Source organism: Amycolatopsis sp. NPDC059657 (assembly GCF_042734395.1).
Classification (GTDB): domain Bacteria; phylum Actinomycetota; class Actinomycetes; order Mycobacteriales; family Pseudonocardiaceae; genus Amycolatopsis.
The window spans coordinates 28,286-54,102 of record NZ_JBHWEB010000068.1 but is presented as its reverse complement, the minus strand read 5'-3'; the positions used below and the strand labels follow the sequence as shown (position 1 = coordinate 54,102).

25 protein-coding genes are annotated in these 25,817 nt (G+C 69.3%); 16 read left to right on the top strand and 9 right to left on the bottom strand.

Annotated elements, in window-relative coordinates; translation table 11 throughout:
• Positions 1-101: 101 nt before the first annotated feature.
• Both ACFV15_RS30750 and ACFV15_RS30745 read right to left on the bottom strand, forming a co-directional pair.
• The gene (locus ACFV15_RS30750) at positions 102-875 is read right to left on the bottom strand and encodes an SGNH/GDSL hydrolase family protein (RefSeq protein ID WP_378354609.1); all 774 of its coding nucleotides are present in this window, start codon (positions 873-875) and stop codon (positions 102-104) included.
• Positions 876-1,056: 181 nt separating this feature from the next.
• Complete coding sequence (locus ACFV15_RS30745) at positions 1,057-1,548, bottom strand: DUF1269 domain-containing protein (RefSeq protein WP_378354608.1); 492 nt, start codon at positions 1,546-1,548, stop codon at positions 1,057-1,059.
• Positions 1,549-1,698: 150 nt separating this feature from the next.
• Here ACFV15_RS30745 and ACFV15_RS30740 point away from each other — a divergent pair, with 150 nt between their 5' ends.
• Positions 1,699-2,316, top strand: coding sequence for a GAP family protein (locus ACFV15_RS30740; protein WP_378354607.1), 618 nt, complete (start codon positions 1,699-1,701; stop codon positions 2,314-2,316).
• Here the strand turns inward: ACFV15_RS30740 and ACFV15_RS30735 are convergent.
• A complete protein-coding gene (locus ACFV15_RS30735; protein WP_378354605.1) occupies positions 2,303-3,391 on the bottom strand; it encodes an AI-2E family transporter in 1,089 nt (362 codons plus the stop codon). The genes ACFV15_RS30740 and ACFV15_RS30735 overlap by 14 nt on opposite strands.
• The gene (locus ACFV15_RS30730) at positions 3,388-3,864 is read right to left on the bottom strand and encodes a hypothetical protein (RefSeq protein ID WP_378354604.1); all 477 of its coding nucleotides are present in this window, start codon (positions 3,862-3,864) and stop codon (positions 3,388-3,390) included. The genes ACFV15_RS30735 and ACFV15_RS30730 overlap by 4 nt, the downstream gene beginning before the upstream one ends.
• A 182-nt stretch (positions 3,865-4,046) precedes the next feature.
• Here ACFV15_RS30730 and ACFV15_RS30725 point away from each other — a divergent pair, with 182 nt between their 5' ends.
• The 4 genes from ACFV15_RS30725 to ACFV15_RS30710 all read left to right on the top strand — a co-directional run bounded on the left by ACFV15_RS30725 (position 4,047) and on the right by ACFV15_RS30710 (position 10,056).
• Positions 4,047-5,879, top strand: a complete 1,833-nt coding sequence (locus tag ACFV15_RS30725; protein ID WP_378354602.1) for a glycoside hydrolase family 15 protein — start codon at positions 4,047-4,049, stop codon at positions 5,877-5,879.
• Positions 5,880-5,936: 57 nt separating this feature from the next.
• Positions 5,937-6,368: a hypothetical protein gene (locus ACFV15_RS30720; RefSeq protein ID WP_378354601.1), complete on the top strand. Its 432-nt coding sequence runs from the start codon at positions 5,937-5,939 to the stop codon at positions 6,366-6,368.
• A 14-nt stretch (positions 6,369-6,382) separates the two neighbouring features.
• On the top strand, positions 6,383-9,076 hold the full coding sequence (locus ACFV15_RS30715) for a LuxR C-terminal-related transcriptional regulator (RefSeq protein ID WP_378354600.1): 2,694 nt from the start codon (positions 6,383-6,385) through the stop codon (positions 9,074-9,076).
• Between the two features lie 146 nt (positions 9,077-9,222).
• A complete protein-coding gene (locus ACFV15_RS30710) occupies positions 9,223-10,056 on the top strand; it encodes a hypothetical protein (protein WP_378354599.1) in 834 nt (277 codons plus the stop codon).
• Between the two features lie 16 nt (positions 10,057-10,072).
• On the opposite strand, the gene ACFV15_RS30705 is transcribed toward ACFV15_RS30710, so the two are convergent.
• Positions 10,073-11,167 carry a hypothetical protein gene (locus tag ACFV15_RS30705; protein ID WP_378354597.1) on the bottom strand — a complete coding sequence of 365 codons (1,095 nt, stop codon included), beginning with the start codon at positions 11,165-11,167 and terminating at the stop codon, positions 10,073-10,075.
• A 251-nt stretch (positions 11,168-11,418) separates the two neighbouring features.
• Between ACFV15_RS30705 and ACFV15_RS30700 the strand changes: the two genes are divergently transcribed.
• Both ACFV15_RS30700 and ACFV15_RS30695 read left to right on the top strand, forming a co-directional pair.
• Positions 11,419-12,009: a TetR/AcrR family transcriptional regulator gene (locus ACFV15_RS30700; RefSeq protein ID WP_176968651.1), complete on the top strand. Its 591-nt coding sequence runs from the start codon at positions 11,419-11,421 to the stop codon at positions 12,007-12,009.
• A 50-nt stretch (positions 12,010-12,059) separates the two neighbouring features.
• A complete protein-coding gene (locus ACFV15_RS30695) occupies positions 12,060-12,566 on the top strand; it encodes a hypothetical protein (protein ID WP_378354595.1) in 507 nt (168 codons plus the stop codon).
• Here the strand turns inward: ACFV15_RS30695 and ACFV15_RS30690 are convergent.
• Together ACFV15_RS30690 and ACFV15_RS30685 are read right to left on the bottom strand one after the other, a co-directional pair.
• Positions 12,563-13,654, bottom strand: a complete 1,092-nt coding sequence (locus ACFV15_RS30690) for a homoserine O-acetyltransferase (protein WP_378354611.1) — start codon at positions 13,652-13,654, stop codon at positions 12,563-12,565. The two genes, ACFV15_RS30695 and ACFV15_RS30690, sit on opposite strands and share 4 nt — an antisense overlap.
• Positions 13,648-14,943 (bottom strand): bifunctional o-acetylhomoserine/o-acetylserine sulfhydrylase, encoded by a 1,296-nt coding sequence (locus ACFV15_RS30685; protein WP_378354594.1) that lies wholly within the window; start codon positions 14,941-14,943, stop codon positions 13,648-13,650. Before ACFV15_RS30685 ends, ACFV15_RS30690 begins: the two co-directional genes overlap by 7 nt.
• A gap of 166 nt (positions 14,944-15,109) precedes the next feature.
• Here ACFV15_RS30685 and ACFV15_RS30680 point away from each other — a divergent pair, with 166 nt between their 5' ends.
• Entirely contained in the window at positions 15,110-15,589 is a 480-nt protein-coding gene (locus tag ACFV15_RS30680) for a hypothetical protein (RefSeq protein WP_378354592.1), read from the top strand.
• A gap of 41 nt (positions 15,590-15,630) precedes the next feature.
• On the top strand, positions 15,631-17,154 hold the full coding sequence (gene rdmE, locus ACFV15_RS30675; RefSeq protein WP_378354590.1) for an aklavinone 12-hydroxylase RdmE: 1,524 nt from the start codon (positions 15,631-15,633) through the stop codon (positions 17,152-17,154).
• A 94-nt stretch (positions 17,155-17,248) separates the two neighbouring features.
• Here the strand turns inward: rdmE and ACFV15_RS30670 are convergent, their stop codons facing one another.
• A complete protein-coding gene (locus ACFV15_RS30670; RefSeq protein WP_378354589.1) occupies positions 17,249-17,629 on the bottom strand; it encodes a VOC family protein in 381 nt (126 codons plus the stop codon).
• Positions 17,630-17,687: 58 nt separating this feature from the next.
• Between ACFV15_RS30670 and ACFV15_RS30665 the strand changes: the two genes are divergently transcribed.
• From ACFV15_RS30665 to ACFV15_RS30650, 4 genes are all read left to right on the top strand, one after another.
• Positions 17,688-18,035, top strand: coding sequence for a PadR family transcriptional regulator (locus ACFV15_RS30665; RefSeq protein ID WP_378354588.1), 348 nt, complete (start codon positions 17,688-17,690; stop codon positions 18,033-18,035).
• Complete coding sequence (locus ACFV15_RS30660; protein WP_378354586.1) at positions 18,032-18,376, top strand: VOC family protein; 345 nt, start codon at positions 18,032-18,034, stop codon at positions 18,374-18,376. The genes ACFV15_RS30665 and ACFV15_RS30660 overlap by 4 nt, the downstream gene beginning before the upstream one ends.
• Positions 18,377-18,379: 3 nt before the next feature.
• Positions 18,380-19,900, top strand: a complete 1,521-nt coding sequence (locus ACFV15_RS30655; protein ID WP_378354585.1) for a PucR family transcriptional regulator — start codon at positions 18,380-18,382, stop codon at positions 19,898-19,900.
• Positions 19,901-20,057: 157 nt separating this feature from the next.
• Positions 20,058-20,966 carry a zinc metalloprotease gene (locus ACFV15_RS30650; RefSeq protein WP_378354583.1) on the top strand — a complete coding sequence of 303 codons (909 nt, stop codon included), beginning with the start codon at positions 20,058-20,060 and terminating at the stop codon, positions 20,964-20,966.
• A 272-nt stretch (positions 20,967-21,238) separates the two neighbouring features.
• Here ACFV15_RS30650 and ACFV15_RS30645 read toward each other — a convergent pair whose 3' ends face one another.
• Complete coding sequence (locus tag ACFV15_RS30645) at positions 21,239-22,174, bottom strand: zinc-binding dehydrogenase (protein ID WP_378354582.1); 936 nt, start codon at positions 22,172-22,174, stop codon at positions 21,239-21,241.
• 166 nt (positions 22,175-22,340) lie between these two features.
• Here ACFV15_RS30645 and ald point away from each other — a divergent pair, with 166 nt between their 5' ends.
• From ald to ACFV15_RS30630, 3 genes are all read left to right on the top strand, one after another.
• Positions 22,341-23,456, top strand: coding sequence for an alanine dehydrogenase (ald, locus tag ACFV15_RS30640; RefSeq protein WP_378354580.1), 1,116 nt, complete (start codon positions 22,341-22,343; stop codon positions 23,454-23,456).
• A 403-nt stretch (positions 23,457-23,859) separates the two neighbouring features.
• Positions 23,860-24,903, top strand: coding sequence for an ABC transporter ATP-binding protein (locus tag ACFV15_RS30635; RefSeq protein WP_378354578.1), 1,044 nt, complete (start codon positions 23,860-23,862; stop codon positions 24,901-24,903).
• The gene (locus ACFV15_RS30630; RefSeq protein WP_378354576.1) at positions 24,903-25,784 is read left to right on the top strand and encodes an ABC transporter permease; all 882 of its coding nucleotides are present in this window, start codon (positions 24,903-24,905) and stop codon (positions 25,782-25,784) included. Before ACFV15_RS30635 ends, ACFV15_RS30630 begins: the two co-directional genes overlap by 1 nt.
• Positions 25,785-25,817: the final 33 nt, after the last annotated feature.

Here is a 25,817-nt window from a genome sequence, read left to right as displayed (position 1 = left end):
GCCACCCCCTGGGGGGCGGGGGCCCCCCCCCCCCCCCCACGGTCACCCCCCGCGTGCCGGCGGGGGGCCCCCCCCCCCCCCCCCCCCACGCTCACGACCCCTTATCCCGTCACCGAAGCCAGCGGCGGGTAGTAGCCGTTGGACTGCCCGAGCGCGGTCGGGTGGTACGACTCGTCCACCGGCCAGGTCAGGCTGTTCAGGTACGAGGTGCCACCCGAGCAGATGTTGTGGCCCGTGAACGAACCACGCACGTCCACGAAGGTCGCGCCCGCCGCGGAGGCGCGCCCCGAGGTCACCGACGCGATGGTGTCCGCGCCCGAGTTGATCGCGGACCGCTTGGTGTCACTCAGCCCGACATTGCACGAGCCCGGCACCGTGTAGAAGCGCGGATACCCGAGCACGATCAGGCGAGCGTTGGGCGCCTTCGACTTGATCTTGTTGTAGACGCCGTCCAGCAACGCCGGGAGCGTGTTGGTGGCGTACGCCTTCGCGGTGTTCACCCGGTTGACGCAGTCCTGGTCGGAACCGAGGGTGCACTTGGTGATCACATCGACGAACCCGGCGTCGTTACCGCCGATCGAGATGGTCACCAGCGTCGCCGACGAGGTGATCGAGTCGGCCTGGTTGAGCGCGTCGCCGGTGCGCGCGCCCGAGCAGGCGACGAAGGTGAACGTGGTGCCGGCGTGCTTGTTGGCCCACAACTGCGGATAGGAGTTGGCGCTGCGCTTGCAGCCACCGGAGTTGCCGTAGCTCCCGGCGCCCACTCCCGAGGAGTAGGAGTCGCCGAGAGCGACGTAGTTGGTCGCCTTGACGGCGTTGGCGGGGCTCACGACACCGAGCATCGCGAGCGCTGCGACCCCCAGGGCCGCGCTCATCCGAATCAGTGACAGTTTTCGGGCAGGGACGGCCATGGGTCACTCCTTTGTGACGTAGCAACGTGACAGATCAATACCAGGTGTCTCGTCGACATGAGAAGAGAAGCGCACCCAGGTGACCCACTTGGCCCAAGCAGGAAGTAGGAGTGAACGGCCGGTCCTTCCTCAGTGGACTGTCTGATCAGGAGTCCGAGAACACTTCGCGCAGCTTCCGCTCCTCTTCGGCCGAAAGATTGGTGAAGATCAGCTCGGGCTTGTCCTGCCCGGTGAAGGCATTTCTCACCTTGTCGATCACGGCGCCGGAGCTGAGCACGAACAACGCCGACGTGCCAGGGCGGAGCTGGTCGCGCACCTGTTTGATCAGCTTGTCGTCGATGCCGACGTCGGTCAGCGCCATCCCCGCGGCCCCCGCCGCCGCGCCGACGGCGGCACCGAGCAAGGGCACCAGGAAGATCAGCCCGAACAGCATGCCCCAGAACGCACCGCTGAGCGCGGCACGGCTGGTCAAATGCCGCAACTGGTGCAGTACGGGCTTTTTCCGGCCCTCCGGCCACGAAACCACGGCGGCGTCATGGACGCTGATGAGCTCTGTCTGGGTCAGCACCTCCAATGTCCGTGCCCCGCGATTGGCGCCTTCGGCCGAGTCGAAGCGCCAGATGGTCAACGTAACCATGGTCATGTCCTTCCGCTGGTGGGGTTCTCGCTGCTGCCATCGCAAGCCATGCGCGCACCCCTGCGCATCGCCCGGCGCGGGTGATGACCATGCGCCCCGCCGGTTGGGAGGCTCCGGGAAACGCGGCCGAGCCGCGGGATCGGAGCCGACATGACGAACCTCGCCGTGCTGCCGCTCGCCGTCACGATGATGGCCGGGCCGCAGATCGTGGCCGCGCTGATCTTCATCACGGCCAAGCGGCCGGTCGCGGTGTCGCTGTCGTTCCTGGCGGGCGTCACGCTCGCCGTGTACACCGGGGTGACGCTCACGACCTGGCTTGGCCAGTCCCTCGTGGCCGGTGGCGACCAGGACGGCAAGCTCGCCAAGATAATCGAGTACCTGCTGGTGGCCGCGCTGCTCGCGGTGGCGGTGTACAACTGGGTCAACCGCCGGACCATCGAACCGCCGAGCTGGCTCGGTTCGCTGATGACGGCGGGCCCGGGGAAGGCGTTCACCACCGGGTTGCTGCTGCTCGGGCTGTTCCCGTCGGACGTCGTCGTGATGATCACCGTGGGCGCCGAGCTCGCGCGGACCGGCGCCACGGTGGCGGCGGCCTGGCCGTTCATCGCCGCCACCGTGCTGATCGCCGCGCTGCCGCTGCTGGGCTATCTGCTCTTCCGGCGCAAGGCCGAACAGGCGATGCCGCACGTGCGCGACTGGATGACCCAGCACAGCTGGCTGATCAACATCGTCGCCGCGCTCCTGTTCGTCGTGCTCATCCTGTGGTGACCTCGCCTGCCCGCTTCGGCGGCGCGCGCAGCAGCGCCGCCGCCCAGCCCGCCGCCGGGTCGACGTCCACCAGCACGGCCATCACCAGCAGCGTGGCGGGCACGGCCAGCAGCACTCCGAGCGGACCGAGCACCCAGGCCCAGAACACCAGCGACAGGAACGTCAACGCGGTCGACAGGCCGACCGCGTCGCCGACGTAGCGCGGCTGGATCACCGACTGCGCCACGAAGTTGATCAGCACGTAGACCACGATCACGGCCACCATGCGCTGCCAGCCGGAACCGAGCAGCCCCAGCAGCGCGGGCGGGAGCAGGCCGAGCACGAACCCGATGTTCGGAATGTAGTTGGTGACGAAGGAAAGCAGTCCCCACAGCACGGACAGCGGGATGCCGAGCCAGGCCAGCGCCACCGTGTCGGCCACGGCGACGATCAGGCCGAAGACCGTGGCCACGGCGAGGTAGCGGCGCGTCCGGCAGGCGAAACCGCCGAGCGCGACCCGGATCTGCGGCCGGTCACCGTCGATGTCGGCCAGCCGCGTGTCGATGCCGTTGGCCTCCACGCTGAAGAAGAGCAGCAGCGCGAGCAGGAACACGACGCTCGTGGTCAGCCCGGCGACGTCGCCGAGCAGCCCGCCGAGCGAGGTCAGCACCTTGCCCAGATCCATGGAGCTCGCGGCCTCCCGAAGCCCGCCAGGGCGCACACCGAGGCGCCCAGCGGCATCGGCGGCCGTCGTCGCCAGTGCCCTGACCCGGTCGGTGTACTGGGGCACCAGTGCGGCGAGCTTGGCCAGCGAGACGATCACCACCAGGCTGAACGCGACGAGGATCCCGTAGATGAGCAGCACGAGCACGAGTGTCGCCGCCCAAGTCCGGAAACCGTGCTCCCGCAAGTACTTGTGCACCGGGCTGAGCACTATCACGATCACCAGTGCGAGCAGGACCGGCGCGATCAGCCAGGCCATCGCCTTGAGCCCGGCCACGGTGACCACCGCCGAGGCCGTGCCGAGCAGGAGCACCAGGCAGCGGGGCAACGCCGGACCGGGTGCCGCCCGATCCGGCGTGGCCGTCGCCGTCACAGCTCGAGCCGGCTTTCACCACCGTGCACGACGATCGCCCAGATGACCATCACGCACAGCGCGATCACGATGGTGGACCACACGGGCGCGACCGGGACGAAAGCGAGCTGGGCCACCGCGTCGACCGCGGCGAGCACGACCGTGAGCACCCTGGCCCAGACCGCGTCCAGGAACAGCGCCACCCCGGTGAGCGCCACCAGGATGCCCGCGATCAGGTGGAACCAGCCCCAGCCGGTCACGTCGAACACGAGGACGTTCTCGGGCCCGACGACGTAGTACTCCTGCCTGAACAGGGCCACCAGGCCCTCGATCGCGCCGAAGATGCCGATGATGACCATCATCACCGCGGCGAACCAGACCCAGCCTGCCCACATCCGGGAGCGAGAACCCGGTGGTGGGGTCCCCGGCCCCACCGCCCATTCGTCGTCCGCCGAGGTCTCGGTCCGCGGCCGGTCGTGGCGTTGCTGGCGCATGCTGACTCCGTTCCCTGAATGGACCATTACCGCGGTCACCGTCGCACGCGGCGGCGGCCGGGCTCATCACCCGGATCGCGCGATAACGCCGGGCCACCGGAGCCCGAGGTCATCCACGGCGGATGACGCCCGGCGCCGGGCACCGCGGACACAGTGGCGGTGAGGGGACGAAGGAGACGGACATGACCCAGTACCCCATGATCGCCGACCACGGACTGATCGGTGATCTCCACACGAGCGCGCTGGTGAGCACCGACGGGGTCGTCGATTGGTTCTGCTGCCCGCGTTTCGACTCGCCCAGCGTGTTCGCCGCGGTGCTGGACAGCGGGCGCGGCGGGCATTGCCGCGTCGGCCCGGCCGCCGGTTCCTATCGCGCGAGGCAGCTGTACCTGCCCGACACGGCCATTCTGATCACCAGGTTCATGACCGAGCGCGGCACCGGCGAGGTCGTCGACTTCATGCCGCCGGCCGGGCCGTCGGTCACCGCGAACCATCGGCTTGCCAGGATGCTGCGCTGTGTGCGCGGGGAGATCGAGTTCGAGGTGGAACTGGCGCCACGCTTCGACTACGGGCGCCGGGAGCACTTGACGCGGGTGACGGCCGACGGCGTCGTGTTCGACGCTGGCGATGTCGTGCTCACCCTCCACACGGTGCGCGAACCCGATGACGCCGCGATCGCGGACGTCGAGGTCATTTCGGAAGACGCCGTGCGTGGTTCGGTCAAGCTGCGCGCGGGCCAGGTGCGTGGTTTCGTGCTGGAGTCGGCCGCAGACGGGCCACCGAGGACGATCCCCGTCGCCGAAATGACGCGGATCTTCGACGAGACAGTGCTTTTCTGGCGCGACTGGCTCGCGAAGTCGGTTTACCGGGGACGGTGGCGCGAGGCGCTCAACCGGTCCGCGATCACACTCAAGCTGCTGACCTACGCGCCGACCGGGGCCATGGTCGCGGCACCCACCGCCGGGCTGCCGGAACGGATCGGCGGCGAACGGAACTGGGACTACCGCTACACCTGGGTCAGGGACGCCTCGTTCGCGGTGCACTCCTTGCTCTCCATGGGTTTCACCGACGAGGCCTCGGCGTTCGCCCGCTGGCTGCGCGGCCGGTACCAGCGGCAGGACGACGCGGACGGCGGCCCGCTGAAGATCATGTACAGAGTGGACGGTTCATCGGACCTCTCCGAGGAGACACTGCCGCACTGGGAGGGATACCGGGGTTCACACCCGGTGCGGATCGGCAACGACGCCTCCGGCCAGCTCCAGCTCGACATCTACGGCGAGCTGCTGGACAGCGTCCACCAGGCCGCCGCACGCGGACTGACCGTCGGCCACCGCGGCTGGCAGGCGCTGACCGGGTTGCTCGACTGGCTGGCCGGCAACTGGGACCGCCCGGAGGAAGGGATCTGGGAGACCAGGGGCGGCCGGGAGAACTTCACCTACGGCAAGCTGATGAGCTGGGTCGCGTTCGATCGCGGCCTCCGGCTCGCCGCGGCACTCGGGTGGCCGGGCCCGGTCGAGCGGTGGCGTACCGAGCGCGACCGGATCCACGCCCAGCTCTGGGAACATGGCTGGCACGACGGCAAAGGCGCGTTCGTGCAACGGTACGGATCGGCCGTGCTCGACTCGTCGTTGCTGCGGATGCCGCGGTCCGGGTTCGTCGCGGGCGACGACCCGTTGTGGCTCGCGGCGCTTGACGCGATGGAACGGGAACTGGTGACCGACAGCCTGGTGTACCGGTACGACCCGGCGGCTTCCCCTGACGGTCTGCCAGGCTCCGAAGGTACCTTCTCGTTGTGTACCTTCGACTACGTCAACGCGCTGGTGGGCGCGGGGCGGCTGGAGAAGGCGCGGCTGGTGTTCGAGAAGATGCTCACCTACGGAAACCATCTCGGGCTCTACGCCGAGGAAATCGGCTCGACCGGTGAGCAGCTGGGCAATTTTCCCCAGGCGTTCACCCACCTGGCCCTCATCGATGCGGCGATCGCGCTCGACACGGCACTCGACTCCCGCGCCTGACCGGTATGCGCGGCGATCTTCACCCGCGGCGGGTGATTCGACGGTCAGGCGCGCCATATGTCCATTGTGGACCAATGCGGACACGCCACCGCCAATAGGAAGGAAACCGGTACCGCTCCACTAGCGTTCACGGTCCGGACTCTGTGCGCACGCGAGGTCACCCTCGGCGGACGAAGTGTTCTGCTTTTCCTGTCGGCACCATGGGTGTTCTGCGATGAAAACGATGCGGAGCATGGACGGGAGCTGGCATTCATGAGCGGATCGGACCGAAAACGCGGACGAGCCAGGATCGCGCTGCTGGGCCTGTTTCTTTCCCTCATCGTCTCCGCGCAGCGAAACGGGCGCGAGCAGGGCCATGGCCGGGGCGCGAACGAGCTCATCGGGGTGGCGGTGGCGCTGACGAATTTGCCGTCGCGGCTTCGCGAGGTCGTCAAATTCATTGTACTGGTCACCTCTCTCGACGACCCCGGGACACATTCGTATCGGTGAGGAGAAGAATGTATTTGGCTGGGCCGAGAACCACAGCAGGACTCGAACAGGCCGCGGACACCGCGGAGGACGCGGGAGCGGATACCCCGGTGGCCATGGTGAAGGTGAGGATCCCGGTCACCACGACCGTGACACTGACCAGGGAACGACTCGAGACCAGGCTGGACGCCGCGGTGGCGGGCACCGAGGCCGGGTCGCCGGTGACCGTGGTGTGCGCTCCGGCGGGCGCCGGGAAGACGATGATGCTCGCCACCTGGGCACGGCGCCGGACCGCACGCGGTGACCTGCACGTCGCGTGGGTGTCGCTGGACCGGGAGGACAACGATCCGGCCGCGCTGTGGTCGGCGATCATCCGCGCGCTGCAGGTCAGCGGCGCCTGGGAACGGACGGGGCCGCTCGACGGACTCACCCCGCCGCGAAGCGGGTCGTACGCGGCCTTCCTCGCGGCGGTCATCGAGGCGTTCGAGCGGCTGCCGCACCCGGTCGTCCTCGTGCTCGACGGGGTGCACGACGTGTCGGCCGCGAACGCACTCGGCACGCTGAACCTCCTGTTGCGGCACGCGCCGTCCACCGTCCGCGTCGTGCTGTCGGCGAGGTTTCCGCCGCCACTGATCCTGCCCAGGCTCAAATTGGAGGGCAGGCTCCGCGAAATCGGCTTCGGCGACCTCACTTTCACCACGGACGAAACCCGATTGCTCTATTCGAACCAAGGCATCCGGCTGACCGAATCCGAACTGGCACTGCTGATGGAACGAACCGAAGGCTGGGCCGCCGGTTTACGGCTCGCCGCCATCACGCTCGCCGATTCGAACAAGCCCGCCGAACTCATCACCGGTTTCACCGGGGACGACCGGATGGTGGCCGACTACCTGATCGGCGAAGTGCTCACCCGCCAGCCTGAGGACGTCGAACGGTTCATGCTCTCGACCTGTATCTGCCACACATTCACTCAGGATCTCGCAGCGGCACTGTCCAAGCAGGAAAACGCCGGTCAAATTCTCGGCAGGCTGGAACGTGGCGGTATTGTCGGCGTCACCTGCTCGCGGTCGGGCCGGTGGTACCGGTACCACCCGCTGCTGCGCGGTTATCTGCGAGCCGAGCTCGGGCGGCGCAGGGTGTCCGCGCAGAACCAGCTGCATCACACCGCGGCGGGCTGGTTCCTCAACTCCGGCGACCCGCTGCGCGCGGTCACCCACGCCATCGCGGCCGGTGACGACGATCTCGTCACCCGCCTGATCGGGAAGTTCGGCCTCGAGCAAGTCCACAAAGGAGAGTCGGCCCGGCTGCGCCGGATACTCGACACCGTGCCGCCGCACGTGCTCGACCGGCCATCGGTCGCGCTGGTCGCCGCCGCCGCCGCGCTGGATCTCGGTGACCTGCCCGCCGCCGACCGCAGGCTGCGCGGCATCAACAACGCCGCCCATCCGCTGCGCACCCACCGGCTGCGCGCGTTGCACGCGGCCGTGCGGTTGCAGCAGTCCAGGGTGCAAGGTGACCTCGGCTCGGCGCTGGCGATGCTCGACGCGACAAGGGGCGGCCGGACCGGCGCGGTCGACATCGACCTGCTGGCACTGGTCAACCGCGGTGTCGCCCATGCCTGGTCCGGCCATCACCGGGCTGCGAAGGCGGACCTGCAGCGTGCGCATCAGCTGGCCGTCACCGAACGGCGGGACGCGGTCGCGCTGCAGTGCAAGGCGCATCTGGCCGCGACGGCCGCCGCCGAGGGCGACCTCGTCCAATTGGGCGAACGCGCGGCCTCCGCGCTCGACTTCGCCGAAGCACGGGGCTGGGCGACCACCTACCGCAGCGCCTACACGCACGCGTTGCTGGCACTCGCGGCCTACCAGCGGCTCGAAGACGGACCGGCGCTGAACTTCGCCACGCTGGCCACCAGGCTGCTGGCCAGGCCGGTCGACCCCTCGGTGGAACTGCTCGTCCTCACGGTCGACGCGATGGTCACCTTCGACACCGCGGGAGACCCGCACGCGGTCGCGGCCGCACTGCGCGGGCACTGGAACCGGCTGGGCGGCAAGACGGTCGCGCCCGCGCTGATCGCCTACGCCGCGCCGATCCAGCAGCGTATGGCGCTGCGCGTCGGAGAGTACGTATGGGCGTACGAGGTGCTCGAACGGGCCGACGCGCTGCTGGTCCGCTCCGCCGAACGGGCGTTGCTCCGGGCGATACTGCATACCCACAAGGGAAAAGTGGGATCGGCGAGGCGGCTGCTGGCCCCGGCACTCAGCGGGGAGACCCGCGCCATCGCCGCGCCGACGCTGATCGATTGCTGGCTGCTGGAGGCTTACCTCGCGGACCGGGCCGAGGACGGCAACCGGGCGCACGAGGCGCTCGGCCAGTCGCTCAGCCTGGCTGCGCCGAATGAGGCGCTGCGGCCGTTCCGTGACGCCGGGCAGTCGGTCCGCGCGCTGCTGGCCGACGGCGCGGGCCGGTTCGGCAGGCTGGAACCGTTCGTCACCAAGGTGTTGACCGCGCTGCCCGCCACCGTGCCCGATCCGGCCGACGGGCTCACCGAGCGGGAGCAGGCTCTGCTCGCCGAGCTGCCGTCCATGCGCACGGCCGAGGAGATCGCCCATTCGCTGTACGTCTCGGTCAACACGGTCAAGACCCACCTTCGCGGTATCTACCGCAAGCTCGGCGTCAGCCAGCGCCGCGACGCGATCACCGTCGCCCGCCAGCGCGGGCTCCTGTGAGGACGGAGGGGCGCTCGTGCTGGCCGTGCCGATGACGCTCGTCGTGCTGATGATCGGCCCCTTGCTGCTCGAATGGCTGGAGCAGCGGCTTTTCGGGTCCGGCAGTGACAAATCGCGCTGAAGCCGAGTGGTGGAAGGGACAATTCATGAAGAAGTACCGCGGGTACTCCCGCATCGAGCGCGCGGACGCGGTTCTGTGGAAACCGGGGATCGACCCGGACCGGCTGCGCTGGAAGACCATCCGGTGGCGGATGCTCAGGAACGCGGTCTGGCCATGGCCCGCCGCCGTCGTCGGCTTCGGCGGGTGCGCGATCGTGCTGAGCGAATCCACGGCGATGAGCGTGCTCGGGATCGCGCTCAGCCTGTTCAGCGTCTGCTTCGCCTGGCTCATCTTCGCCTGCGACAGGCACGACCCGCAGTGGGCGTGGACCGCGGACCGGCTGGTCGGCGCCCGGCACGGCGAGCTTTTCCACCAGAGCCGCGATTTCACCGACCTGCCCTGCTCGGTCGCCGTGCTGGTCGGGCAGATCATCCTGACCACGGACAACCTGCGCGGCCACCAGGGCGTCGACTGGCTCGGCTCCTGCCTGATCGACAGGGTGCACGCGCTGGCATGGGAAACAGTGTCCTGTGTGGACAAAACGCGCGAGCTGCGTGAGTGGGTGAGTGCCGCGAGCGAGGACGCCGAGCTGGCCGAGCAGGTCCGCCAGGCCGAGGCCAGGCTGGCCGAGGTCGACCAGGGCGCCCGCCGGGTCGCGGAATGCCTCCGGCAGGTGCTCGAACTGGCCGACGCCTGGACGGAGAAACTGCGGCTGATCGGCGAGCGCGCCGAGCTACTCAACACGTTCGGCGGGTTGGAGCTGCCGACGATCACACCTGCCGTGTGCGCGATGGAGGAGATCAGCGAGTCCGTGTTCAGCTACGTGACGGCCGCGCGGGACCTGCTCGGCGGCGGCCCGTTCGCCTGGGAGAGCCACTGATCCGCTGATCCACTGATCAGAGCCGGAGCAGCGCCCCGGCCTCGCCTTCGGCGATGGTCACGTGGTCGACACAGCTCAACGTCGCCAGCGTCGACGCCCGCTCGGCGGCGTGCCGGATCGGCGAACGGCCGCCGGCACGCCGCACCATCGCGTCCGAGCACACGGCGACCACCAGCACGTCACCGTCGCGCCGCGCGCGGTTGAGCCGGTCGACCTCGCCGTGGTGCAGCCGGTCGAAAACACCGCTCGCGACCACGACGCGGCGTCCGGCCCGCTCATGGCCGTGCACCAGCGGGGCGATCCCCTGCCACGGCACGAAGACCGACCGGCGGTCGCTGAGCCACCTGGTGAGCAGGTTCGTGTCGCAGACGAGCGGATCGGGCAGGCAGGCCGTCGCGTCGGCCGCGGCCTGCGCGAGTTCGGCCGAGGTCGTCGACGGGAGACCGGCGACCAGGCCGAGCGCGAGCGCGGCCACCCCGCTTTCCTCCGCGGCGCCGGACCGGCGCCCGTGTGGCGGCCGCGCCCAGGTCCGATACGGATGGCGGTGTGCCGCGGCCAGCATCATGCCTTCGTCGTGTAGCCACACGAAGCGTGTCGCGGTGCCACCGCCGGACCGGCGGCCGTGCACCGCCATCAGTTCGGGCGCCAGTGTGGCCCACGGCGCCGCTTCCCCGGTGTAGACGGCGAGCGGCGGCAGGTGCCCGCGGTCCGCCGTCATCAGCCGCCGCGCGTAGGCGGCCAGCCCCGTGCCCGAGTGATCGCAGACCAGCACGCAATCGGCGTCTCGCACCATTCCGGAGAGCACACCCGTGACCGAAGGCCAGCTGCTCTCCTCGACCACCAGCCGGGTGGCACCCGCGCCCCGCTCCGCCAGCCGCTCACGCAGCGGCACGCGGTCGGCGGCACGCCCGCACACGGAGACGAGCTCGGCCTTCGCGCCCAGTGCCGTGAGCGCGGCGGCGACACCGGCCGCGCCGCCCAGGCCGTCGCACTCGCGTAGCCCCGCCTCCCCGACGACGATGAACTCGGACGCCATCCTGGCCAGCGTGCCGGGCATGCCGGGCGTCGGTGCCCACTCTTCGGAGTCGTAGAGCAAGTCCAATTCGGACACTTGATCGCCTTTCGGGTGGGGGGGCTGGTCAACCCCAACCTGCACCCGGCGCCTCGGCGAGGTCTTCGCCCGTGGCGGGTAGGAAACCCACGCGGGTCCGCCTGTCACCATTCGGCCTAACGAGTGATTCTCGCGATTACCCAAAGTAGTCAATACTGGTCGCCCGCCGCACTCGGCGCACCCCGCACCGGTCGCCCGCTCCACGCGACCGCAGGTTAGCGCTCGCTAACAAGCGGAACTAAGATGAGGCCATGCCGGCCAACACCACCCCGCTCGTGAACGGCGAGAAGGCGAACAGGCGCGAACAGATCATGACCGCCGCGGCCGAGCTCTTCGCCCACCACGGCTTCCACGGTGTCGGCATCGACGACATCGGCGCGGCCGTCGGCATCTCCGGACCGGCGCTGTACCGGCACTTCCGCAGCAAGGACGCCATCCTCGGCGAGATGCTCAACTCGATCAGCCAGTTCCTGCTCGACGGCGGCACCGCGCGCGTGGCGCACGACGGCGGCCCCGACGAGGTGCTCGCCGCGCTCGTGGCCTTCCACGTCGACTTCGCGCTCGCCCATCCGGCGCTGATCACCGTGCAGGAGCGCAACCTCGGCAACCTGACCGACCACGACCGCAAGCAGGTGCGCGGGCTGCAGCGCCGCTACGTCGAGGTCTGGGTGCGCGCGATCTCGGAGGCCGTGCCCGGCGTCGGCGAGCGGCAGGCGCGCTCGGCGGCACACGCGGTGTTCGGGCTGATCAATTCGACTCCGTACAACCGCCATCTCGGTGACGAAGAGCTCGCTGAGCTGCTGGGCAGGCTCGCGCTGGGTGCGCTGCACGCCGCGAGGTGATCAACCCTCGCTCGCACGGACTACCCCAAACCCCGGCAAGCTGGTGTTTGATGGGGGACGTGCAGCCGGACAGGAGCGAGGACGAGCGGCGGCTCGTCGAAAAGGCGCAACGCGCCCTCGTCGCGATCAGCCTGGGTGAGGACGCCGAGGCGCTCGACGAGGTGGCGCCGTCGGCAGCCGAGCCTGCGGCGCAATCGGCCGAGACCAGGGCATTGATGATGCTGCTCTTCGGTGAGTGCAGCGCGATGGTGTCCACGCTGGGAGACGGTGGCAGCGCGCCGGTCAAGGTGCAGGTGTTCGACGAAGACGGCGAAGAGGTCTCGATCGACCAGGCCGACCCGCCCGTGCGCACCGCGGTGCGCACGCTGCTCGCGGAGGTGCACGGGAACACCGAGGCCGCCGAAGAGCAGGTCGAGATCGCGCTGGCCAACGCGGCGCCCGACGAGGTCGACAGCCTTGTCCTGCAGGCGCTGCGCTGGACGATCCGGCTCTCGGCCGAATGCCTGGAACGCGACCTTCCCGTCGCCACCTGGATCGCGGACGCGGTGACAGGCTAGTTCAGCAACGTCTTCACCAGTGCGGAGATCTGGTCGGTCTCGATCAGGAACGAGTCGTGCCCGTAAGGCGAAGACACCACGGCGGCCTCCCCGCCGATGCCCTCGGCGAGCGCGCGCGACTGCGCGAGCGGGTACAACCGGTCGCTGTCGACACCGGCCACGATCGTGCGCGCGGTGACCCGGCTCAGCGCGGCCGCGACACCGCCACGGTCCCGGCCCACGTCATGGGCGTTCATCGACTCGGTGAGCACCACGTAGCTGCCCGCGTCGAAGCGGCGCACCAGCTTGTCGGCGTGATGGTCCAAATAGGACTCCACGGCGAACCGGCCGTCCGGCTGCCGCTGCCGCCCGAATCGCTCGGCCAGCTCGGGTTCGCTGCGGTAGGTCACGTGCGCGATCCGCCTGGCGATGCCGAGTCCCCGGTGCGGGCCTTCGGCGGCGTCGTAGAAATCGCCGCCGTGCCACGCCGGATCCGAACGGATGGCATGCAGCTGCGGGGAAGCCCACGCGATCTGTTCGGCCGAAGCCCGCGCGGTCGACGCGAGCACGAGCAGTGCGCCGACCCGCGACGGCCAGGTCACCGCCCATTCGAGTGCGCGCATGCCGCCCATCGAGCCGCCGACCACCGCGGCCCAGCGCTCGATCCCGAGCGTGTCGGCGAGCATCGTCTCGGCGGCGACCAGGTCACGCGTGGTCAGCGACGGAAACCGGCTGCCCCAAGGCTTCCCGTCGCCGTCGGGCGAGGACGGGCCGGTCGAGCCCTGGCAGCCGCCGAGCACGTTCGGCACCACGACGAAGAACTCGCCGGTGTCCAGCGCCTTGCCAGGCCCGATCAGGCCGTCCCACCAGCCCGGCGTGACATGGCCAGGCCCGGCGGGCCCGGCCGCGTGGCTGTCACCGGTCAAGGCGTGCTCGGCCAGCACGGCGTTCGAGGCGTCGGAGTTCAGCGTCCCCCACGTCTCGTACGCGAGCGAGAAGGCGGGCAGCAGGCCGCCCGCCTCCGTCCGGATCGGCCCGCCCGTGGCCCACTGCCTGCGGCCGGGGTGATCCGGCGCCCGCCACGCGCCCGTGACGGGCTCGCTCACAATGCTGCCTTGGCCGCCCGGAATCCCGCTTCCAAATCGGCCTTGAGGTCCTCGATGCCTTCGAGCCCGACGGCCAGGCGCACCAGTCCCGGCGTGACCCCGCTCGCGAGCTGCTCCTCAGGCGAAAGCTGGCTGTGCGTGGTCGAAGCCGGGTGCACGATCAGGCTGCGCACGTCGCCGATGTTGACCAGCTGGCTGTGCAGCTCGGTGCCGTCGACGAACGCGCGGCCCGCCTCGACGCCGCCGCGCAGGTCGAACGAGAGCACCGCTCCCGCGCCGCCCGGCAGATACTTCTGGGCGGCTTCGTAATGCGGGCTCGACGGCAGGCTCGCGTAGTAGACCTTCTCGACCTCGTCACGCTGCTCGAGCCATTCGGCGAGCGCCTTGGCGTTCGACACGTGCCGCTCGATGCGCAACGACAGCGTCTCGATTCCTTGGAGGATAAGGAAACTGTTGAACGGCGCGATGGCGGCGCCGGTGTCACGCAGCAGCTGCACACGTGCCTTGGCCGCGAACGCGCCGTGGCCGAGCGCTTCCCAGTACTTCAGGCCGTGGTAGCTGGGGTCGGGTTCGTTGAAGCCGGGGAACTTCTCCGGGTTCGCGCCGAAGTCGAAGGTGCCGCCGTCGACGAGCACACCGGCGACCGTGGTGCCGTGCCCGCCCAGGTACTTGGTCGCGGAGTGGATCACGATGTCCGCGCCGTGCTCGATCGGGCGCAGCAGCGCGGGCGTCGGGACGGTGTTGTCGACGACGAGCGGCACGCCAGCCTCGTGCGCGACGTCGGCGACCACGCGGATGTCGAGCACGTTGCTGCCGGGGTTGGCGAGTGTCTCGGCGAAGAAGAGCTTGGTGTTCGGGCGGACCGCGGCACGCCACTGGTCCAGGTCGTCCTGGTCGTCGATGAAGGTGACCTCGATGCCCAGTTTCGGGAGTGTGTAATGGAAAAGGTTATAGGTGCCGCCGTAGAGCGAGGGGCTGGAGACGAAGTGGTCACCCGCGACCGCCAGGTTCAGGATGGCCGCCGTGGTCGCCGCCGAGCCGGAGGCGAACGCGAGCGCCGCGACGCCGCCTTCGAGCGCGGCCACCCGCTGCTCGAGCACGTCCTGCGTCGGGTTGTTGATGCGGGTGTAGATGTGACCGGACTCGGCGAGGCTGAACAGGTCGGCGCCGTGCTGGCTGTCGCGGAAAACATAGGACGTGGTCTGGTAAATCGGCGTCGCGCGGGCGCCGGTCGCCGGGTCCGGAGCCGCGCCCGCGTGGATCTGCTTCGTCTCGAATGACCAGGCGCTCATGGATACTCCTTGTGGCTCAACGGCTTTGCGGCGACGCTAACGCCGGGCGCACGGGCGGCCAACGTCTCTCACGACGTGGGAGCGCCGCGTACTCTTTCTGGCGTACGCGGAACTGACGTACGCTGCCGGACGACGCGACCCCGGCCGTGGCGCGATCCTCTTCGGCATGGACTGGAGAATGCGGCCCGCCACCCGCAAGTGGTGGCTCTACGTTCACATCGTCGCGTCGGTCGCCTGGATCGGCGTGGAGGTGTGCATCCTCGCGCTGGGCGTGATGGGCGACCAGAGCGCGCACATCGTCGCGGGCAGGCTCGGCGACCTCTTCTACTTCCCGGCGAGCGCGCTGACGTTCGTCAGCGGTGTCGTGCTGTCGCTCGGCACCAAGTGGGGGCTGCTCAAGCACTACTGGGTCATGCTCAAGCTGGCGGCCAACATCCTGCTGTTGCTGGGCGGGAACCTCGCGGTCGTGCCGGCGTTCTCGGCGGCGTCCGAACTCGCCGCACGGGGCGAGCCGATCGGCAGGACGGCGATCATGCTGGTCACCGCGATGTCGGCCGGGCTGACGCTGCTGCTGGTCGCGACGCAGGTCTCGGTGTTCAAACCCTGGAAGAAGACCCGCTGGGCGTTGACTCCTCTTAGTCTGTGAGATATCTTCGTTGCTAAGATATTTGGCAACGGAGGGGTATCATGGTTGACGTACTGGTCGCGGGGGCGGGTTATGGGGGCCTCTCGGCGACGATGTTCTTGGCACAGCACGGGGTGGACGTGCTCGCGGTCGACCGGCACCCGAGCACGTCCGTCCATCCGCGGGCGGCCGGGCAGAGCTGGCGGACGATGGAGCTGTTCCGCTACGCCGGGATCGACGAAGAGGTGCTCGACTCGAGCCCGCGCGCACGGGCGGGGCTGCGGATCACCGTCGCCGCGAGCCTGGGCGGGCAGGTGTTCCACCGGCTCTACGACGACACCAGCGAACTGGACGTCAGCGCGGCGACGGCGATGCCGTACGGCATGGCAGGCCAGGACCTGGTCGAGCCGATCATGCTGCGGCGGGCGGAGAAGTTCGGCGCGACCGTGCGTTTCAACACCGAGCTGGTGTCGTTCGAGCAGGACGACGACGGGGTCACGGCCGTGCTGCGCACCGCGGGCGAAGAGTCCACGGTCCGGGCGCGATACCTGATCGCGGCCGACGGTGGCCGCAGCCGGATCCGCTCGGCGCTGGGCATCGAGACAGACGGCCCCGGCGCGCTCTCCCACTGCCTCGGCGTGCTCTTCGAGGCGAACCTCGGCGACCGGGTCCGCACCGACGTCACCGACCTGTTCTACCTGCAGAACCCGCACTTCACGGCAGGCTTCTGCAGCACGGACACCCCGGACCACTACGGGTTCGCGCCGGACTACCACCCGTCGAAGGGCGAGTCGCCGGAAGACTTCACCCCGGAACGGCTGATCGAGATGATCCGGATCGCGACGGACGAGCCGGACCTCGAACCGGTCATCCACTGGACCGCGCCATGGGAGGTCGCCGCCCGCCTCGCCAGGCGGTTCCGCTCCGGCCGGGTGTTCCTGGTCGGCGACGCGGCGAAGGTGACACCGCCGACCGGCGGCATGGGCGGCAACACGGCCATCGGCGACGGCCACGACCTGGCCTGGAAACTCGCGGCCGTCCTGCGCGGCGAGGCCGGTCCGGCGCTGCTCGACACCTACGAGGCCGAGCGCCGCCCGATCGCGCGGATGGTCATCGACACCTCGTTGCACAACATGAAGCAGCGCATGCACCCCGACCTGGACGTCAGCGGCCTGACCCCGGCGGAGGACCCGATGGCGATCTGCCTCGGCTTCCGCTACCGCTCCTCGGCCATCCTCGCCGAGGACGACGACCCTGCACGCACCGAGAACCCCTTCTCTCCGAGCGGCCGCCCGGGTTTCCGCGCCCCCAACGTGACACTGCCGACCGGCGAGTCCACAGTGGACGTCCTGGGCCACGGTTGGGTCCTGTTCTCCGACAGCACCTGGACACCCGCCGCCTCGGACATCTCAGCCGAGACCGGCCTCCGCCTCGACCACCACATTGCCCCGCCCGCCACCTTCGGCCTCACCCCGGGCGGCGCCTCCCTGGTCCGCCCCGACGGCATCGTCGCCTGGCGCTCGCCCGCCACCGACGACCCCTCGGGCGCCCTGTGGAACGCACTCGCCCAGCTACTCGGCCGGTGAAAAAAATCCCAATGTGGCTTTCGTCAGCTCAGAGCTGACGAAAGCCACATTGGCGTGCTGAAAGCTGACCAATGCCGCATTGGGATTTTTTTCGCTAGTCCCGGACCTGCAGGGCGAACCGGTTCCCCTCGCTGTCGACGAACATCGACCACCAGCCCCAGGGTTGTTTTTCGGGCGGAGCCGGGAAGGAGACGCCGCGCGCGGTCAGCTCGGCGTAGGTCTTCTCCAGGTCGTCCGCGTAGAAGAAGAAGTTCGACGTCGGCAGCTCGTCACGCACAGGCCGAGCGTCGACGGGGTCGGTGCTCAGGATCAACGCCACCGCCCCGTCGGCCGAGGTCACCTCGATCCACCGGTTGCCCTTGTCGTCGTAGGGCACGTCGGTGGTGACCGTGAACCCGACGATCTCGGTCCAGAACCGGACCGCCCGCGCCTGGTCCGTCACCGGGACGACGATCTTGTGCACTCCGCGAATCATGCCCGCTCCCCACTATATCCACTATGGATACAACGAGGGTGGAGTGTATGCTCCGGACATGGCCGAGAGCAACCCGCTGACCCCGGCAGGTTTCCAAGTACTGCTCGCGCTCGCGGGCGGCAAGGCGCATGGTTACGGGATCATGGGTTTCATCAGCGAGGTCACCGGCGGGTCCGTCCAATTGGGACCGGGCACGCTGTACCGCACGCTGGCCAGGCTCGCCGCGGACGGCCTGCTCGAAGAGGTCCCGGACGCCCGCGAGGACGAGCCGCACGACGCGCGTCGCCGCTACTACCGGCTCACTACGCGAGGCCGCCGGCGAGCCGCCGAGGAAGCCGCGCTGCTCGGCAGGCTGGTCGCCGCGGCCGATCAGGCCGGACTGCTCGACCAGACGGGCGCAGCATGAACCACGCACGCACGCTCGGCCTCGTCCCGCATCTGTTCGTCAAGGACATCGCGGCCTCGCTTTCCTTCTATGCCAAGGCGTTCGGCGCGGTCGAACTGTTCCGCAACGTGCTGCCGGACGGCACCGTGCTCTTCGTCGAACTCGCCGTCGGCGACGCCAGGCTCCTGCTCAGCGAAGAGATCCCGCAGCTCGACGCGCTCGCGCCAGGCACGGTCGGCGGCACCCCGATGCTGCTCACGCTCGAGACCACCGCCCCGGACGGCCACCGCTGGGCGCTCACCACGAAACGCGAGCAGTTCACGCCGCAGGACATCGACGACCGCACACCACCGGAGGTCTGAGCCGTGATCTCCGTGCGCACGGTCGTCGACCGGGTCGGCCCCACGCTGCTGCATGCCTTGCTGCTACCCGAAAACGGCCCGACGGTCGCCGACGTCGTCATCGCGGAGCCCGGCGGCCACGCGACCACCGGCGGGCCTGGCGACCTCGTGCTCGCGGTGTCCACACAGGACGCGGCGGACGCGGTCGCGCTCGTGCGCACCTGCGGTGCCAACGGCGCCGCCGCCGTCGTGTTCAAGCCACCGCTCGCGGGCAAGGCCGCGGTCAAACGGGCCGCCAAGACCGCGGGCATCGCGTTGATCGAGGTCCGCGCGGCGACCTCGTGGGCCCAGCTCGTCTGGCTGCTCAGGACCGTGCTCGACGCGATCGCCGACGAAGCCGAATTGGAAAGCCCCGGCTCCGCCGACCTCTTCCGGCTGGCCGACGCGGTCGCGTCCGTTGTGGACGCTCCGGTGACCATCGAGGACACCAACTCCCGCGTGCTCGCCTACTCGGCACGCCAGGACCTCACCGACTCCGCACGCGTTTCCACGATCATGGGCCGTCGCATCCCCGACGACGTGCTCGCGAAGTTCCGCTCGCGCGGCGTGTTCCGCGAACTTTCCCGCGGCCGCCAGACGATCTTCGTGCCCGCGCAGCGCGACGGCACACTGCCGCGCCTGATCGTGCCGATCCGCATGGGCGGCGAGCTGCTCGGCTCGATGTGGGCGGTCGTCGCCGGCCCGGTCTCCGACGAGCGGGCCGCCGCGTTCGCCGACGCCGCGCCGGTCGTCGCACTGCATTTATTGCGCCGCCGCGCGCATGCCGACGCCCAGCGCCGCGCGTCGGCCGAACTGCTGCGCGCGGTACTCGAAGGCAAGGTCGGACCCCGGCGAGCCATCGCCGACCTCGATCTCGCCGACGCGCCGCACCGCGTGGTCGTCGTCGAGATACCCGGCGACCACAGCCCGGACGCCGAAGGCCGCAGGCTCGCGCTGCTGGAGCAGATCTCACGCGGCATCGGCCGCCGCCCTGCCGCGACCGAACTCGACGGCCTGCTCTACGCGGTCGTGCCGGACGAGGACGGCTGGTCCGACGTGCTCTCCGGCGCACCCGGTCGCGTCGCGGCGGGAAGTGCTTGCGAAATAAGCGAACTGGCCGTTTCGCGCACCCAGGCCGACGAGGCGCTCGGGCTGCTGCGGGCCGGCCTGGTGCCCGGCAAGTTCGTCACCTTCGACGAGGCGTGGACCGCGCTCGTCCTGCATCGCGGCGCGACGGCGGCGGGCGGCGCGCGCGTGGCCGACCTCGGCCCGCTCGGCCTGCTGCGGGCACACGACGAAGCCAACGAAAGCGGCTACGTCGACACGCTTTACGAGTGGCTGCGGCATCCCGGCGACCCACGGGCGGCCGCGCGCGAACTCCAAATCCACCCGAACACCTTGCGCTACCGGATGCGCCGCCTGCTGGAGCTCGTGCCGCTCGACCTGGAGGACCCCGACGTCCGGCTCGCCCTGCTCACCCAGCTCATCACGTTACGGTGGGGTTAACCCATTCGGCCGAATGGCCCATGCGTTACTCCGCATGGATCGCGCCGAAAGATCCGTTTGTCGAAAACTGTCGACTTAGGACACTTAAGTAGGTGAATTCCTCGCTTACCTTGCGCTTGCCCACTCAGGGTCATTGAGCGTAACCGAGGAGTTGCCCATGAGGTCTCATCTCGTCAAGCTGACCGCGCTGTCCGCGCTGACGCTGGCCTGCCTCGCCGTGCCGAGCACCGCGACCGGCTCCACGAGCGTCGCGGCGGCACCCGGCCAGGAGTGCTACACGCCCGAGCACTCGGCCGCCAGGTCCAAAGACGGTGACGTCCACTCCCTGACGCCGGGCCAGGCCGCGTCCATCGAGAGCAAGATGGCGTCGAAGCTCGCCTCGAAGCGGCAGCTGAGCACCAACTCGCTGGCCGCGGTCAGCATCCCGACCTACGTGCACGTGATCCACTCGGGCACCACGGGCAAGCTGAGCGCGTCGGCGATCTCCAAGCAGATCTCGGTGCTCAACAGCGCGTACTCCAAGGCGGGCTACAGCTTCTCGCTGCAGAGCACGGACTACACGGACAAGGCCGCCTGGTACAACGGCATCACCGACGGCTCGACCGCCGAGTCGCAGATGAAGAACGCGCTGCACAAGGGCGGCTCCAACGCGCTCAACATCTACACCGCGTCGCTCGGCGACGACCTGCTCGGCTGGGCGACCTGGCCGTGGGACTACAGCGGCGCGCCCAAGATGGACGGTGTGGTCATCCTCGACACCTCGTTCCCCGGCGGCTCGGCGACCAACTACAACGAGGGTGACACCGCCACCCACGAGGTCGGCCACTGGATGGGGCTCTACCACACCTTCCAGGGCGGATGCTCCGGTTCGGGCGACTACGTCTCCGACACCCCGGCCGAGGCGAGCCCCGCCTCCGGCTGCCCGACCGGCCGCGACACCTGCGGCGCCACCGGTGCCGACCCGATCCACAACTTCATGGACTACTCGTACGACGGCTGCATGTACGAGTTCACCACCGGCCAGAACACCCGCATGACCAACGCCTGGACCGCCTACCGCGGCTAAGGGCTCGTGAGCGTTGCGGGCGGCTATTGGGCGGGAAGCCAAAGGTGGCGTGCTCGGTGTGAAGTGAGGGGGCCGTTGGGTGCGTAGTACGCATTCGGGGGCACCCTCGCTTCACGATGAGGCTCTGGCAAGCGGTCGTGAGTGGTACGGCCGGTTCTAACCGGTCTAAACACTCACGACCCAAGCCTCCCGAAGCGAAGACCCCGCCGGCCCGCCCGGAGCACGCCACCTTTGCCCTTCCCCTCAATAGAACCGCCCGCAACGCTCACGACTCACGGCACCAGCAAGGTCTTGCCGACCGTCCCGCGCGACTCCATCGCCGCGTGCGCGTCGGCCGCCTTCTCGAGCGGGAAACGCTGCCCGATCACCGGCCGCAGCACCCCACTGGCCACAGTGGACAACGCGGTGCCGACCAGCTCACGCAGTTCCTCCGGATCCGGCCGAGGCACCTTCACCACGGTGACACCCCGCGAATCCGCGTCGGAGGTATCCGTCCAGCTGCCGCCCGCGAGCCCGAAGCTGACCATGCGGCCGCCCTTGTCCAGCAGCTCGAACGCCTGCCGCCCCACCGGCCCGCCGACCCCGTCGAAGACGACGTCCACCCGGAACGTGGCGTCGTAGACCCGATCCGGCCAGTCGTCCCGCCGGTAGTCGATCGCGAAGTGCGCGCCCAGCTTCCGCGCCAGCTCGACCTTCTCCTCGCCGCCGGCCAGCGCGATGACGGTCGCGCCCGCGGCCAGCGCCAGCTGGACCAGCGCACCGCCGACCCCGCCCGCGGCGGCCTCGACCAGCACCGTGTCCCATGCCCGCAGCCCGGCCGCGCGGATCAGCATGGTCGCCGTGCGCCCGTCGGCCAGCACGGCGACGGCGGCGTCCATCGCCACCCCATCGGGTACTTCCACCAGATTCGCGACCGGCGCGACGGCCAGCTCCGCGTAGCCGCCCGAACCGCGCAGCGACGAGACCACGCGTTTCCCGATCCACTCCGGCGGTCCGTCGCGGACCACGCCGCCGACCCCGTTACCAGGGATCATCGGCAGTTCGACCGGGAACGGCCCGGTACCGGCGCGCGTCCGCGTCTCGACGAACGTCGTGTTGACGTAGTCGACCTCGATCAGCGCCTCGCCTGGCCCCGCCACCGGATCGGGTGCTTCCCCGGCGACCAGCACCCCGGGTCCGCCGAACTCCTTCAACCACACGGCTCTCATACCTCGAAACCCTGCAATCTCCACTAATGTCGAAGTCAATGCCTTGTCGCGCCGCAACCATGAAAGTGCGGCAATACTGTTCCGGTGGCACGATGACACCGCCGACCGGGTGGCTCACCGTGGTCGGTGACACCCCACCCCGGATTCCGCCGCCAGGAGGCAGAAAGTGCGTATCGCCGTCCCCCGTGAGATCAAGAAGCACGAATACCGGGTCGCGCTGACCCCGGCAGGCGTGCACGAACTGGTCGGGCGCGGTCACGACGTCTTCGTGGAAACGGACGCCGGGCTGGGTTCCGCGATCACCGACGAGGAGTACATCTCGGCAGGCGCGAAGATCCTCGCGACCGCCGACGAGACCTGGGCTGAGGGCGAACTCGTGCTCAAGGTCAAGGAGCCGATCGCCGAGGAATACCCGCGCCTGCGCAAGGACCAGGTGCTGTTCACCTACCTGCACATCGCCGCCGACCGCCCGCTGACCGACGCGCTGCTCGCGTCCGGCACCACCGCGATCGCCTACGAGACCGTGCAGACGCCCAACGGCGCGCTCCCGCTGCTCGCCCCGATGTCCGAAGTGGCCGGTCGCCTGGCCCCGCAGGTCGGCGCCTTCTCGCTGATGAAGCCGAGCGGTGGCCGCGGCGTGCTGCCCGGCGGCATCCCCGGCGTGCACCCGGCGCGCGTGGTCGTCATCGGCGGCGGCGTGGCTGGCATCAACGCGGCCCGTGTCGCGCTGGGCCTCGGCGCGGACGTCGAGATCCTCGACACCAACGTCGACCGGCTCCGCCAGATCGACAACGACTTCGGCCCGCGTATCCGGACGGTCACGTCCAACCGGCTCAGCGTCGAAGAGGCCGTGCTCGAGGCCGACCTGGTCATCGGCGCGGTGCTGGTGCCCGGCGCGAAGGCGCCCAAGCTGGTCTCGAACGAGCTGGTCTCGCGGATGAAGGCGGGCAGCGTGCTCGTCGACATCGCGATCGACCAGGGCGGCTGCTTCGCCGACTCGCGCCCGACCACGCACGACGAGCCGACCTACACGGTGCACAACTCGGTCTTCTACTGCGTGGCGAACATGCCGGGCGCGGTGCCGAGGACGTCCACCTACGGCCTCACCAACGTCACGCTGCCCTACGCGGTGCAGCTGGCCGACCACGGCTGGAAGACGGCGCTGTCGGCCAACGGCAGCCTCGCCAAGGGCCTCAACACCCATGACGGCAAGCTGACCAACGAGCCGGTCGCCGTCGCGCACGGCCTGCCGTACAGCTCGGTGGCGTCCGCGCTCGTCTGACAAACGACTCGCGCGAGCGAGTCCGCCATAGAAGAAGCCCCGCCGGGTTCGCCCGGCGGGGCTTCTGTCTTACGTAAGGGGCGACCCGCTCAACCAGCCTGGGGGTCACTGGGAGCGGGCCGCCATCTCCTAGCTTAGGCAACTTCTCCCGACTTCGCTGCACGGGGTCTCGAAGTTGCCCTAAATACTTGTTAACGGAGAACCTCCGCAGGTGGTTATCTGGTCGAATCCGGCCGTGAAACCGGACATCAGGCGGGCAATCACCCCCACCGGCGTCAGGTCACGGTGAAGAGCGATCGTGACGAAGCTCGCTTTGAATCCGCCTCGGCGGTTCCGCACGCGCCGCGTGTCCGACTTTGACAGGATGACGCCGGATCAACGTCGGGGAACAACAAGGAGCGGTATGCACGACGGCAGCGGCCGCATCGCGGTGCAGGACCTGACCAAGGATTTCGGCCAGGTCAGAGCGGTACAGAACCTCAGCTTCACCGTGGAACCCGGCTCGGTCACCGGCTTCCTCGGCCCGAACGGCGCCGGGAAGACCACCACGTTGCGCATGCTGCTCGGCCTGGTGACGCCCACCTCCGGCTCGGCGACCATCAACGGCCGCCCGCACGACCAGCTCGTCCACCCGGCCCGCGTGGTCGGCTCGGTGCTGGAGAACGAGGGCTTCCACCCCAAACGCACCGCCCGCAACCACCTGCTCGTCTACGCCGCCGCGATCGGCATGCCGGACCAGCGCGCCGACGAGGTGCTCGGGCTCGTCGGGCTGAGCACCGCGGCGGACCGCAAGGCGGGCGGGTTCTCGCTCGGCATGCGGCAGCGGCTCGCGCTCGCGACGGCGCTGCTCGGCAACCCGCAGGTGCTGGTGCTCGACGAGCCCGCGAACGGCCTCGACCCCGAAGGCATCCTGTGGCTGCGGAACTTCCTGCGCGCGTACGCGCGTGAGGGCCGCACCGTGCTGGTGTCGAGCCATCTGCTGAACGAGGTCGAGCAGACCATCGACAACGTGGTCATCATCAGCCAGGGCGTGACCCGTTATTACGGCTCGCTCGACCAGCTCCGCAAGGGCCAGCGCTCCCGCGTGCTCGTGCAGCCGGCGGACGCCGCCGCGCTCGTGAAGGCGTTGCAGGAAGGCGGGCTCACCGAGCTGGCGCCGAACCCGGACGGCCGTGTCGCCGTCTCCGGCGCGACCGTGCAGCAGATCGGCGACCTCGCCGCGAAGGCGGGCGTCGCGATCTACGGCATGCAGGAGGACCACGCGGACCTGGAGAAGCTGTTCTTCCAGCTCACCCAGCCGCAGTTCGCCGCGGCGCCGCCCGGCTACGGCCAGCCGCCACAAGGACCCGGACCAGGCGGCTTCCCGCCACCACCGCAGTATCAACAGACCCCGCCTCCTGGTTTCCAGCAGCAGGGACCGAACCAGGGCTGGGGAGGCCAGGGCTGATGGGCAACCTGATCAAGGCCGAGTTCCGCAAGACGCTCACCCTCAACACCTGGTGGGTGCTGCTCATCCCGCTGGTCATCACCGCCTTGGGGTTTTCCTGGGTATGGGGGCTCATGGTCAACAACCTCGCCGACTATCTCACCGAAGGAACCGCGGGACAGATCTCCCGCGAAGTGGGCGTGGATGCGGATCGGCTGCCCGTCGGGCTGCTGTCGATCGCGCACGGCATCAACATCGCACAGATCATCCCGGCTCTCTTCGGCGTCTTCGCGCTGGCGGGCGAATACCGCAGCAAGACGATCACCACCACCTTCTTGACCGCGCCGAACCGGCTTGCGGCGCTGAGCGCCAAAATGATCACCTATGTCGTCTGGGGCGTTCTCTACGGATTCGTGGCGTTCGGTGTCTCCGCGATCGGCGCGGTGATCTCCGTGGACAGCCAGCGCCTGCCCACCACCGGGCAATGGCTGGGTGCGCTCGGCGCCACTGTGCTCGCGTCGGTGCTCGTGACCTTGTTCGGCATCGGGTTCGGCGCGGTGCTCAACAAGGTCACACTCGCGGTCGTGCTACTGCTGGTGTGGTTCCTGGTCGTCGAAAACGTGCTCGTCGCGTTCGCTTGGAACTGGACGACCCTGCCCGGCGCGATCCTGCCGAACGGCACCGCGAATGGAATCGTGGGCGGCGTCGCGGCCGAGGCTTTCAAGATCAACGCGTTGAATCTCGGTGAGGCCGAGGAGAGGGTTGGACAGTATTTCGTGCAGCTCACCGCAGGCGCGCCTGGCGTTATCTCGTGGTGGGCTTCCGCACTCGTCTTCGCGGGCTGGACGGCGCTGTTCTTCGGCTTCGGCTGGGCGTCGAACCAGAAGCGGGACATCACCTAGATCGAACTTGTCGGTGGGCACGCTTAGTCTGGC